The following is an 11,414-nucleotide window of genomic DNA, read 5'->3' on the forward strand; positions in this document are numbered from 1 at the left end:
GGACAGTCTGTCCGATGTGTCGAGTGCCCACGCGAAGGACGGTGGTGGTGGCGGTGGCGGCGGCGGAAGCGGCAATGGCGGTGGAAGCGGCAGTGGTCACAGTGGCAGCGATCATGGCCAGGGGCACTCCGGCGGCACCGCTTCAAACTCCGGACGCAGCAGCGACCATGCCGAGCCGGGTGACGATCATGGGGTTCATGCCGGTGAAGTCGGTGACGATCACGGCGTTCATCGTGCGGGCGAAGTGGGCGATGACCGCGGTGCTCATCGCGCCGGCGAAGTGGGTGATGACCGTGGGGCTCATCGTGCTGGCGAAGTGGGCGATGACCGCGGAATGCATACGGCAGGTGAACCGGGAGACGATCACGGCGTTCACGCCGGCGGCGAACCGGGTGACGACAAACGCGCGAACTGAAACCATCAATTGGGTGGCGGTTCTGTTCATGGTAACCGCCACCCTTGATAACCCGCGGTTGGGTCAAGGGGAGCAGGCTCAGGCAAACCAGTTTCAGCTTCAAAAGTCGCGTAACTGACGAGACGCAGCAGCGTGATATGCCAATCGGTATCAACCGATTCCCCTTCTGACTTATCTGATGGCGTGCGCCGCAAATAGAAGCGAAGACGGACACAGGGCCGGCGCCCGTCATTCAGGGTTTGACGAGAAAACACATCCAGCTTGCCATCCGATCGCCGAATGCCGGCAATTCGGGGAGTCTCCAACAGGTTCGTCGTGCAGTGCCGATCAGGATGCCAAGGGCTTGCACAGAGCACATCGACTGTTTCGCCCCCTTCTATTTCCGCTGCGACCTCTACCAAAATAGACTCCGGGGCCTGGTAGACCATCAATCCGATCCAGAAACTCTCATCATCAGCCAATGGAAGAATCAAAACTCCCTGTGAATCAATGGCCACCGGCAGCGCTCCCAGGCTTGTCGGCGTATGCTCGATCATGTCAGTCGCCGGCCGTATAAACCGTTGGAAGGACAGCGTCACACCCGGCGCTACACAAACCTTGCCGTAACCCGCACGGTTGTATGCGTCATCGTCTCGCATCAACTCTCCCCGCTCTCCTTTTGACGGAGAGCTGCCAAACCCACCCAGGGGATCCCGAGCCTGTTCAACTTGAGATGAAGGTCTCTCCTGCTCTTGCCAAGGTTCAAACTCGCTTCCTTCGGCATCAGTCCTATGCGCTGTTGCATGTACTGTTGTATGTACTCTGCCCTCTCCGAGGCAGGATCTTGCAACCGAGCCTGATGATCAGCAGAGATAACTTTGGTGAGATCACCTCGAACCTGAGATCTCACCCCTTCATCCGTCGACCAGATCAGAAATGGTGCCAGGGTCGCGACCGCCTGCACTCGTTCCCACATCTCGCCAGGAACCAACTGCCTGCGTCGCCGTGACGCCTCAACGAGCAATGCCCAGCTGCGTTGAAACATGGGTGGCGCAAGCACCGCCCCCACACGTCTCAACTTGGGATCGGAACACTGCAACGCAAGCGCTTTCACGTCTGGATGTTGATTGCCGATCAGTAGTCGCAGCTTTCTCACTAGCGTATCGAGCAGGCTGACGTCACGACCTGGGTCACGCTCGCGCTCTATCAGCAAAAGATGTCCAGCTATGATCCCCGCAATGGGATTCTCGCACTCGACCAGCAACACCCTTTCCAGTTCTTCATTGAGGATACGCCGCTCATCGGCAAGAGCCAGGCGTACTGTTTCAGTGAGTTGGTCCATGGCAAAGTCGGGAGGTTGCGTCAATTTACGCATCATGAACGACAGGCGCGGTCGCGCATCCACTGACCCATCCTCTTTTCGTACCCGTCGCAGAACATAAACTTCAAGTCCCCACGAATCGCAAACAACCAGGCTTTGCTCGATGACACTGCCATCGGCCAGGGTTTGTTTGAGAAAATAAGTGCCCGGTTCAACGGCCCTTACACAAACCGCATAGGGATCGCCAGGGCAACTTTGAAGGTGATCGGCGTCGTGTTCCAGGTCGATAACGGTTTCCCCTGACTCATCGACGATACTCAACCCGCTCCAGGGTGTGGTCCCTGACACAGGTTCGTACTGACAGCTAAAGGAGCGCGCCATCAACATCAGAGCACATCGATGCCCAGACAGCCCGAGCGCGTGCATGGCGTTCACACCCTCGATTTTGGCCGCTTCATGATCGGCTTGCACATTGGTAGTACCGCTAATAGGCATAACGGTTGCGACTGGTAACGCAATGCTGGCCCGTTGTATTTTCGGATGATCGCAGTCGTGCAGAATGATCTTCTGGGAAATCGTTCGGCCCACTCGCGTCTTGATCTTATAAAGACCGAACGGGAGTGGCGTCGAGAGCGTGGCCGGATTGGCATCGACCAGCGCGAAACGGCTGTCGATTACATAGATTTCTGCGGTCGGATCTTCAGGATCGATATCCAGTTGAAAAATGGTGTCGACAGCCACCGTGGTCACTGGGTCCCCCACCTCTTCAATCCTTACCTTGGTTGAGCCAACGACCTCGAACCCTTGTCGCAGGTTGGCCCCCGGCACATCAATCAGGTAAAGCCCTGGCTGAAGAGAAAGCTGTATAGCTTCGCCGGTCAAATCGATTGCTTGAAAGGTTCTCGGGGAGACTCCCGACCACAGTCGAGCCAAACCTCCCTCGCTTGAAGCAAACGCCACACTGACGTCATAAAAAGGTTTGGCTAAACCGCGGGCAAAAACGATGCTGGCATCTTCCTGCACCACTTCCGGCTCTTTGGCGACATCGCTATTACTGCGATCAAGTGGGTCCATCCGTGCGTACTGCGCATTGCGGATCCAGTCGGCGAGACTACGACCGGTGACGCGACCATTGGCATCACTGGCTGCGCCCCTGAGACCTTCGAGTATTGCCCAAGTGAAAACACCATGATATTTGCCGCTATCTTCAGCAATGGGTACTTCCACCGCTTTGAGCGGTCTTTGTGCGGCAAAAGCAATGAAGTTTGCACCGGGTGGTTCAGGTGAATTGACTGGAGGTAGCGGCGGATCTCGGGGCGGTAGAAAGGAATAACGGTTCATGCAGCAGTCCATCCACAATACGTACTCTCGAAAGTAAGCCGCATCCTGCAAGCAGCTTAACCAACCAGTGATATGGACGTTGTAGGTGAAGCGATACATGGCGTTGGCCGAAAATAGACAACCAAGCCGTGGTTTTGGCGAGTAGCCGTGCCCCGATACAAATATGTATAACCGTCGCCCTACTCTTGGGGGTTTTTGCCGCGCGACATTCGCTTGAGCAATTGCATCGATTCTCGCAACGGCAACCTCCAGTTCGTCAGCGGTTGGTCTTGCAGTATCGGGTGGCAGGGCTGCTGCTGATTTGAACTCCCATATGTGCGTCGGATCATTGATCCCGCCTCCGTCGGGCTGCATCAGCCAGGCCCTGATCGCATCGACATCGTTTTCCGGACCCTGAAGGTCGGCGCTTACATCACCGGCTCCAAGTGTCGGATAGTGATTGATGCCTATCAGAATCGCGTAGTCGTCGGCACTCATGAGAGCCTCCGTTCCGTCACCGTGGATAGGCTTGACCGATTAACTCTTTATCTAGAGGAGACAAAGTGTTGTTGAGTCCAACAGAGGTTTGATCCAGCGTCCATGACAATGGAATGGGGTACATCATTATCGATTCCTTATCGACATTCGTCATAAGGAGTGCATTCTGCTCGTACTTTTTGAACATGTTTTCTTCGATGGTAGCGGGGCTCCAATTATTGGGTGGCCCAGAAAGATCATGGATCACCGCATCGGTATTCCAATCAATTCCACCGTCCTTGGGATTTTGGTGTTCGTGAATCAACCCCAGCGCATGTCCGAACTCGTGCAACACAACTCGCCGCAATTCATCGTCCGCGGAATCAGGTGTAAGCCAGCCAAAATTCATGGTTGGCTGCGGTTCCGGAATCTGTCGACACATCGTGCCCAAGTACGACCAGGAACCGTTCCCTTGCTCGAACGCAATACGAATATCGGTCGCCCCACCTTCCTGAAAGTTGAGTGAGATATTGGCAACGTCCATCCACTCCCTCGCGACGTCTCTCACCCGTTGTTGCAATTGGTCATCCCCGTCCAGAAACCGTATCGAAACACTAGTGCCGACCTCCCACTTGGATGCCAGCAGCAGGGCTCCCTTGTGTCCCGCCAGTAAATTATGACCTGCGTCGCTGGTGATGCCTTCACCCATGCATGTGCAAAAGTGTTTATCGTTGATTGCCATGATTCACCTCCTGCTGGAGCGTCACTCAGACGCTCGATAGTGACTGAAACTTCTCAACCCTTATTGCGATTGACCTCCCCCTCACTCAAGCAAACATTGCGCTCAGAAACCCGATGACTTTGGTCGCCTTGTCAATGATCTTCGCGGCTGTGGAGATCGCATCGGCAGTGTTTTTCATTTCCCGGGCAGTGCCTACCAGGTCCGTTGTCACGCCTTGCAACTTGGCGAGTGCCTGGCGCACGGATTCCGACTCAAGTATGTCCTTGAGGCGGACTGCGACAAGTTCGTCGTATTTAGCGGTCATCTGATCATGTGCCTCGTATAGCCGATTCCGCTCGTCTTCCTTGTCGGTGTTGGCAATTCGCTTCAACACATCACGAATGGCATCGTTCATGGCGATCATTGCTCGATCACGCTCTTGCACTGTCTCTGAGAGCGCCGAGGCGGCGGGCCTTGCCGGAGGAACTATCGGGGCAGCGAGCGCAGCGGGATGCTGTGCATTCGCCCCCAACTGCATCGACATCGCCGCCGTGGTAGGACGGGTCTCGCCAGGGATCTCCTCGTCGGCAGCCAGTTTCTTGCGCCGACCGTCCAGAAACCATGCCACCGTGAATGCACCTTGGGACTGCCTGACCATCAAAATCAGAACTAGAAAGTAAGTAAAAAAACCAACGGCCAATCCAACGCCATAAGCGCCGAACAACTCGGTTTTTGCGTCTCCGAACAACGCGGTGATCGCACCACCACCGATCACCCCGATTAGTCCTGTCAAATCACTGAACTGGGCATCGCCCTTGCGATAGCGGTTCGTAAAATAGACGAACCACCCCAGTACCATCCCGAAGGCAATCGCGCCCCATTCGGCCATTTCAGATCTCCCATCATTTGACTGCACGACAATCACAGCGGGTCAGCGCGCTTTCCAGCCGCTAGCCTTCAAAGGCCTCGCGTACCGATTTGGCTTGGTCGACGAAAGCCTTCACTGAGGTAAGGACGTCCTTGATCTGGCGATTGTCATCATTCAAGGCGTTTACCAACTTGTCGTGCGCCTGGATCATGGCCTTCGCAGCATCTGTAGGATTTGCGGTACGCAGCCCTTCAATGACGATGACTTTGTTTGATGCTCCATCCAGCTGTCGGGCATAACTCTCGGCATTCAAACCGGGGCCTGTTTTGCGTACCAAAAGACCCGCTGCAATACGTAACTCATTGACTCTCGCGGTTCGAAGGGAGTCCAGTGCATTACCCAAGGCAAGACCAAGTGTCTGCACCGGTTTCCTGGCTGCGTTTACGCCGGTTCTCAGCGCCTGGTAACGCCGAGTATTGAGCCAGGCAAGGGTTGCCGAAGCAGAAAGCTCAGCAGCCAGTCCCACAGGGGCACCCGAAGCTTTTGCTTCGAGTTTGACCAATGAATCAAGGGAAGTATTGAGCTGGGCCTGAGCTGCATCGAGAGTTTTCTGATCCTCTGCATCTGAGACAGAGGCCAAGGCGTCGGCATAGTCATGCAAAGCCTCGAGAATCGGCGCTGCCGCAAGCGCCTCCCGTTGCTCGGGGGATATCGCGGCTTCCTCTTGGTTCACTTCAAGCAAACCACAGGGGTCAACGACATTGGCTTGTGCGGGGGTCGACAATAGGCAGCCAGAGGTGAGTGCGAGCGGCACGCGATTCGTTGTCCACTTCAATCGCTGCTTTTCACGCCGATCGCCAGCAACGTTTTTCATCCCCGCAACATAAGCCGAATCAAGCTGATTCAACCCATCGGAGAACCCGGTGATTTCGGTCTTATAGAGATAGGGAGAGCAACCTGCCGTCAGCACGGCTGCCAATACGAGGGTAAGCCCTGAATGGACTCGCATGATTACTCCTTCAAGCGCAAGGTCGAAACCTGCACCGCTTGATTAAAGAAGTAAATCTACCGTTCGCCAAAGGTGGGAAAACGGACTGGAACTCTTTGAAAGAGTTCTATGCGAGGACTACTCTGCGGTTGGCCAACAGCATATGGCTGCACGTAACAACACGCTCGCACCAACTTCCGAGAAGCGTAGACGGAAGTCTGGACTTTGCAAGATTGGATCCGGGCCTCAGCCTTTAAAACCGGGGGGCAAAGGCTCTGGCCAGGATCACTCAAAGGAGAAGAAAATGCCGGAATTTCAATTGCAGACCAGTAGAGGCTGTTGGGTATCGATTGAGCAAGACACCAAAAACAATCAATGGCTCCTTTTGGGCATCGGTATCGAAAATGAATGGCAAAAGATCGTGGCGGTCGACAAAAACAAGTTACGGGAATTGATCAGCATGCTTGATGCAGCTGAATCAAAGTTTTGCCGCCGCTAAGGTGATGTCGTCAGGGAACCTGCCAGGGAGCGGTATCAAGCCGCTTACGCAAAAACTCGACCAACGCCTGCACCGGTCGTGACGACTGACGATGCTGTGGGTACACCGCCGACAGCGTCAGCGGCTCCGGCCGAAACGCCTCCAGCACCTGCACCAGCCTGCCATCCTTCAGCGCCGAACCGACGATAAAGGTCGGCAGGTAGGTAATGCCCATCCCGGCAATCGCCGCGTCCTTGAGCAACTCGCCGTTGTTGACCCGCATCCGCCCGGTGACATTGACGGACAGCGGTTTGCCCTGCCCGGCGAAGCGCCATTGCACCTGACGACCATGGCCATAGGGCAGGCAGTCATGGCTGAGTAAATCGTCCGGTTTGAGCGGCGTGCCACGCTCGGCCAGGTAAGCCGGGCTCGCGCAATACACGCGCTCGATTGACGCAAGGCGGCGGGCGATCAGCGTTGAATCTTCAAGCAAGCCGATGCGCAGGGCCAGGTCGTAGCCCTCACCGAGCAAGTCCACCGGGCGATCACTCAAGTCCACTTCCACCGTGACGTCACGATAGCGCTGCAAAAACGCCGGCAGCAGACTGCCCAGGTGCGCCAGCGCAAACGACAATGGCGCGCTGACACGAAGGGTGCCGCGCGGCTCGGTGGTTTGCCCGGCGATACCCTGCTCCACTTGCTCGACTTCACCGAGCAGGCGCAGGGCCGATTCGTAATAACTCTGGCCCAGGGGCGTGACGTCCAGGCGCCGGGTCGAACGATTGAGCAGCCGCACACCCAACCGTTCTTCAAGCTGCATCAAGCGTCGGCTGACGAACTGTTTGGACAGGCCCAATTGATCGGCGGCCGCCGTGAAGCTGCCAGAGTCCATGACCTGGCAAAAAATACGCATGTCTTCGAAGGGGTTCATTGTCATGCTCTGGGTGACAGTCAGGGCACTCTATAGCGGTTTTTCACCTTTTTAACCCCCTTGCGCAAAACAATGTGGGAGCGAGCCTGCTCGCGATGGCGGCAGGACAGACACCTTAGCAGTGACTGTTCTACCGCCATCGCGAGCAGGCTCACTCCCACAAGGATTACAGGAGGTCTTACCTGGCCGTAAACGTCGTGTAGCTGTTGATCAGGTTGCGGTAGTTCGGCAGGCGTTCCGACAGCAGGTTGGCCAGGCCTTCCATGTCGTTGCGCCAATCGCCTTGCAGTTCGCAGGCCACGGAGAACCAGTTCAGCAGATGAGCACCGGCGGCCGACATGCGCGCCCACGCTGCTTGCTGCACGCTGGTGTTGAAGGTGCCGGAAGCGTCGGTCACCACGAACACTTCAAAACCTTCGGCAATGGCCGACAGGGTCGGGAACGCGACGCACACGTCCGTTACCACGCCGGCGATGATCAGTTGCTTGCGACCGGTGGCCTTGACGGCCTTGACGAAATCTTCGTTGTCCCAGGCGTTGATCTGGCCCGGACGGGCAATGAACGGTGCGTCGGGGAACTGCGCCTTGAGTTCCGGCACGATCGGACCGTTGGGCCCCTTATCGAAACTGGTGGTGAGGATGGTCGGCAGTTTGAAGAACTTCGCGATGTCACCCAGGGCCAGCACGTTGTTCTTGAATTCGTTGGGCGAGAAATCCTGCACCAGCGAGATCAGGCCGGTCTGGTGATCGACCAGCAGCACAACGGCGTCATCTTTGTTCAGGCGAGAGTACGAAACGTTGCTCATGAAAAAACTCCTTGGTGGATGATGGTTTGTTGCTGCGCCGGACCCTGCACCTAAAGGTATTGGTGCCGGCGCTTATGGGTATTGATCAGAAGGCGAAGCACGAGCAGCCGAAGGCGCCCCAGAAACCCGCGAAATCGCTGACCGGTGCATTCGACAGGCGTGCCCGCTCGTGGCTGTGGGAATGCACCGCGCAAGGTCCGCTGCACTGGTGCACCTGCGCCTGCATCGGCGAGCCCGGCCGCCAGTGACCCGGGACCTTCACCACCGGCGACCAGTCCGGCAGCACCGGCACGCTGGCCGGTCCCAGCTTCTCGAAATCCCCGGCGGCATATACGACCTTGCCGCCGACCACGGTCAGCACCGACTCGATCCACTTGATGGCTTCTTCCTCGACACTGAAAAAGTCCGCGCTCAGCGCAGCGAGGTCCGCCAGTTGCCCGACCTTGATCTGGCCCTTCTTGCCCTGCTCGGACGAGAACCAGGCACTGCCGTGGGTGAACAGCTCCAGCGCCGTGGTGCGCGGCAAACCTTCTTCGTAAAGCGCCAAACCGCCGACGGTACGGCCGCTGACCATCCAGTACAGCGAGGTCCATGGGTTGTAGCTGGAGACTCGGGTGGCGTCGGTACCCGCACCGACCGGCACGCCTTCGGCGAGCATGCGCTTGATTGGCGGCGTGGCTTCGGCGGCCTGCTTGCCGTAGCGGTCGACAAAATATTCACCCTGGAACGCCATGCGATCCTGAATCGCGATACCGCCACCCAGCGCCCTCACCCGCTCGATGTTCTGCGGGGTGATGGTTTCGGCATGATCGAAAAACCACGGCAAGCCATTGAACGGAATGTCGCGGTTGACCTTCTCGAACACGTCGAGCATGCGGCTGATGGATTCGTTGTAGGTGGCGTGCAAGCGGAACGGCCAGCGTTGCTCGACCAGGTGGCGCACCACCGGTTCCAGTTCGTCTTCCATGCTTTGCGGCAGGTCCGGGCGCGGTTCGAGGAAGTCCTCGAAATCCGCCGCCGAGAACACCAGCATTTCCCCGGCGCCGTTGTGCCGCAGGTAATCATCGCCCTGGTGCAATTTGACGCTGCCGGTCCAGTTCTGGAAGTCGGTCAGCTCTTCCTTGGGCTTCTGGGTGAACAGGTTGTAGGCGATACGGATGGTCAGTTGCTCATCCTTGGCCAACTGCTCGATCACCTGGTAATCGTCCGGATAATTCTGGAAACCGCCGCCGGCATCGATGGCGCTGGTCAGGCCCAGGCGATTGAGTTCGCGCATGAACTGGCGGGTCGAGTTGACCTGATACTCCAGCGGCAGCTTCGGCCCCTTGGCCAGGGTCGAGTACAGAATCATCGCGTTGGGTCGCGCCACCAGCATGCCGGTGGGGTTGCCATTGGCATCGCGAACGATTTCGCCGCCCGGTGGGTTCGGCGTGTCGCGGGTATAACCGGCCACGCGCAACGCGGCACGGTTGAGCAGTGCGCGGTCGTACAGATGCAAGACGAACACCGGGGTGTCCGGTGCAGCCTGATTGAGCTCTTCGAGGGTCGGCATGCGTTTTTCGGCGAACTGGAATTCGTTCCAACCCCCCACCACCCGAACCCACTGCGGCGTCGGTGTGCGATCGGCCTGTTCCTTGAGCATGCGCAGTGCATCGGCCAGGGATGGCACGCCTTCCCAACGCAGTTCAAGGTTGTAATTGAGGCCGCCACGGATCAGGTGCAAGTGCGAGTCGTTGAGGCCGGGAATCACGCAACGGCCCTTGAGGTCGATCACCTGCGTGCCCGAGCCGCGCAACGCCATGGCTTGGGCATCGTTGCCGACCGCGACAAAGCGGCCGTCGCGGATGGCCACGGCGCTGGCGCGCGGATTTTCCCGGTCAACGGTATGAAACTGGCCATTGAACAAAATCAGATCGGCGTTCATCGCGGCTCCTTAAGGCAATGTGGAATGGGACTGGCCGGCTTCCAGCCACGGCGCGAACAGGCGCGTGGCCCGCGGCATGAAGACGTACACCACCGACAGCACGATGGTCAGGGTGATCAGGAACGTGGCGATCACGTAGTTGGAAAGAAAGGCATTGAGCTTCAACAGCGGCCCCCAGAGCAGTGGCACCAGCAAGGTGTGCGGCAGAATCACCAGCAACGTCACCACTGCCTGCTTCCAGCGCGGTGGTGGCGACGCGGCATCGGCCAGCGGGGCGAACCAGAATTCGTTGAGCGGATTGACCTCGGTCTGGTCGCCGTCCGCCAGCATCGGCGCGGCTTCATCGACCAATGCCTGACGCTGCGGCGAATCGAGCCAGCGCTGCATGGCCTCGGTGGAGCAAAAGCGCAGCACGCAGGTAAACATTTGCAGGCCGGCGTGCTTGCCACGGACAACGTCCACCCCCAAGTGCCCTTCACTCTGCCCGGCCACCTTGACGATATTGCGCAGCCAGGCTTCATAGGTCGTTTCAAAACCGCTCTTGATCCGGTGTTTGACGATCAGGGTCACGATTTCATCGAACCCCGGGGCTGGTGTGCTCTGGGAATGGACTTGAGGCATGACGAAAGGCTCCGGCGAAACAGGTTGAGCGAAATAGTGCCGGGGCGGGGGAGGAAAAAATTGGATGTACGTGCTCTTTTTGGGAGGGCACACTCACCCATTCCCTGTAGGAGCTGGCTTGCCAGCGAAGGCTTTGTATCAGGCGACGTATTTTTTGTTGGTGTACATATCCATTGCTGCGGCCACGGCCACTAATGGTTTCGCCCTTACGGCGAGTCACTTGGAAGAGCCCCAAGTAACCAAGGGCTCTTGCCCCACCACTCGGTGCCTCGCCTGCGTTCGGCCAGCGTGGTTTAACGGGGCGCCCAGATCAAAAGCAAACCGAGGCGGCCTGACAGCCGACCTGGTTGAGGTGGGTGCGCAATCCCCTGTAGGAGCGAGCCTGCTCGCGAAGGACGTCAACGATAACGCGTACTGCCTGGATGCCCGCGTTGTCTGGACGTTTTTCGCGAGCAGGCTCGCTCCTACAGTGGAATGCGTTCATCCGCGAAATCAGGTCGGCTGTCAGGCCGCCTCGCTCTGCTTTGGCTTTTGATTTTCTTGCCCCCTCGTGAGGCCGAGTGGAG

At 57.7% G+C, this 11,414-nt stretch carries 11 protein-coding genes and 1 pseudogene; 2 read left to right on the top strand and 10 right to left on the bottom strand.

The annotated features are described in order from the left end of the window. A pseudogene (locus GPL81_RS32015) lies at positions 1-415 on the top strand (hypothetical protein); the annotation flags it as partial. A 26-nt stretch (positions 416-441) separates the two neighbouring features. Here GPL81_RS32015 and GPL81_RS19995 read toward each other — a convergent pair. From GPL81_RS19995 to GPL81_RS20015, 5 genes are all read right to left on the bottom strand, one after another. Further along, complete coding sequence (locus GPL81_RS19995) at positions 442-1,053, bottom strand: hypothetical protein (RefSeq protein ID WP_160108108.1); 612 nt, start codon at positions 1,051-1,053, stop codon at positions 442-444. After that, positions 1,053-3,533 carry a caspase family protein gene (locus tag GPL81_RS20000; protein ID WP_160108109.1) on the bottom strand — a complete coding sequence of 827 codons (2,481 nt, stop codon included), beginning with the start codon at positions 3,531-3,533 and terminating at the stop codon, positions 1,053-1,055. Before GPL81_RS20000 ends, GPL81_RS19995 begins: the two co-directional genes overlap by 1 nt. Positions 3,534-3,549: 16 nt before the next feature. Beyond that, positions 3,550-4,254 (bottom strand): M12 family metallopeptidase, encoded by a 705-nt coding sequence (locus GPL81_RS20005; protein ID WP_218585658.1) that lies wholly within the window; start codon positions 4,252-4,254, stop codon positions 3,550-3,552. Positions 4,255-4,339: 85 nt separating this feature from the next. Continuing rightward, positions 4,340-5,122 carry a hypothetical protein gene (locus GPL81_RS31125; RefSeq protein WP_178122615.1) on the bottom strand — a complete coding sequence of 261 codons (783 nt, stop codon included), beginning with the start codon at positions 5,120-5,122 and terminating at the stop codon, positions 4,340-4,342. Between the two features lie 61 nt (positions 5,123-5,183). Then, a complete protein-coding gene (locus GPL81_RS20015; protein ID WP_160108110.1) occupies positions 5,184-6,110 on the bottom strand; it encodes a hypothetical protein in 927 nt (308 codons plus the stop codon). A 283-nt stretch (positions 6,111-6,393) separates the two neighbouring features. Between GPL81_RS20015 and GPL81_RS20020 the strand changes: the two genes are divergently transcribed. Beyond that, on the top strand, positions 6,394-6,588 hold the full coding sequence (locus GPL81_RS20020) for a hypothetical protein (protein WP_160108111.1): 195 nt from the start codon (positions 6,394-6,396) through the stop codon (positions 6,586-6,588). A 10-nt stretch (positions 6,589-6,598) separates the two neighbouring features. Here GPL81_RS20020 and GPL81_RS20025 read toward each other — a convergent pair whose 3' ends face one another. The 5 genes from GPL81_RS20025 to GPL81_RS31245 all read right to left on the bottom strand — a co-directional run. Then, positions 6,599-7,498 carry a LysR family transcriptional regulator gene (locus tag GPL81_RS20025; RefSeq protein ID WP_160108112.1) on the bottom strand — a complete coding sequence of 300 codons (900 nt, stop codon included), beginning with the start codon at positions 7,496-7,498 and terminating at the stop codon, positions 6,599-6,601. A gap of 178 nt (positions 7,499-7,676) precedes the next feature. Beyond that, on the bottom strand, positions 7,677-8,303 hold the full coding sequence (gene ycaC / locus GPL81_RS20030; RefSeq protein ID WP_160108113.1) for an isochorismate family cysteine hydrolase YcaC: 627 nt from the start codon (positions 8,301-8,303) through the stop codon (positions 7,677-7,679). An 85-nt stretch (positions 8,304-8,388) separates the two neighbouring features. After that, positions 8,389-10,227: an amidohydrolase gene (locus GPL81_RS20035; RefSeq protein ID WP_160108114.1), complete on the bottom strand. Its 1,839-nt coding sequence runs from the start codon at positions 10,225-10,227 to the stop codon at positions 8,389-8,391. Between the two features lie 9 nt (positions 10,228-10,236). Next, positions 10,237-10,848 carry an antibiotic biosynthesis monooxygenase gene (locus GPL81_RS20040; protein WP_160108115.1) on the bottom strand — a complete coding sequence of 204 codons (612 nt, stop codon included), beginning with the start codon at positions 10,846-10,848 and terminating at the stop codon, positions 10,237-10,239. A 310-nt stretch (positions 10,849-11,158) separates the two neighbouring features. Beyond that, the coding region (locus GPL81_RS31245; RefSeq protein ID WP_218585659.1) for a hypothetical protein at positions 11,159-11,414 on the bottom strand (256 nt) is incomplete at its 5' end.

The sequence above is a fragment of the Pseudomonas izuensis genome (assembly GCF_009861505.1).
In the GTDB taxonomy this organism is placed as follows: domain Bacteria; phylum Pseudomonadota; class Gammaproteobacteria; order Pseudomonadales; family Pseudomonadaceae; genus Aquipseudomonas; species Aquipseudomonas izuensis.

Excerpts from the sequence above, each read along its gene's own strand:
- GPL81_RS19995 (WP_160108108.1), bottom strand. The coding sequence starts at position 1,053 with ATGCGAGACGATGACGCATACAACCGTGCGGGTTACGGCAAGGTTTGT.
- GPL81_RS20000 (WP_160108109.1), bottom strand. The coding sequence starts at position 3,533 with ATGAGTGCCGACGACTACGCGATTCTGATAGGCATCAATCACTATCCG.
- GPL81_RS20005 (WP_218585658.1), bottom strand. The coding sequence starts at position 4,254 with ATGGCAATCAACGATAAACACTTTTGCACATGCATGGGTGAAGGCATC.
- GPL81_RS31125 (WP_178122615.1), bottom strand. The coding sequence starts at position 5,122 with ATGGCCGAATGGGGCGCGATTGCCTTCGGGATGGTACTGGGGTGGTTC.
- GPL81_RS20015 (WP_160108110.1), bottom strand. The coding sequence starts at position 6,110 with ATGCGAGTCCATTCAGGGCTTACCCTCGTATTGGCAGCCGTGCTGACG.
- GPL81_RS20020 (WP_160108111.1), top strand. The coding sequence starts at position 6,394 with ATGCCGGAATTTCAATTGCAGACCAGTAGAGGCTGTTGGGTATCGATT.
- GPL81_RS20025 (WP_160108112.1), bottom strand. The coding sequence starts at position 7,498 with ATGAACCCCTTCGAAGACATGCGTATTTTTTGCCAGGTCATGGACTCT.
- ycaC (WP_160108113.1), bottom strand. The coding sequence starts at position 8,303 with ATGAGCAACGTTTCGTACTCTCGCCTGAACAAAGATGACGCCGTTGTG.
- GPL81_RS20035 (WP_160108114.1), bottom strand. The coding sequence starts at position 10,227 with ATGAACGCCGATCTGATTTTGTTCAATGGCCAGTTTCATACCGTTGAC.
- GPL81_RS20040 (WP_160108115.1), bottom strand. The coding sequence starts at position 10,848 with ATGCCTCAAGTCCATTCCCAGAGCACACCAGCCCCGGGGTTCGATGAA.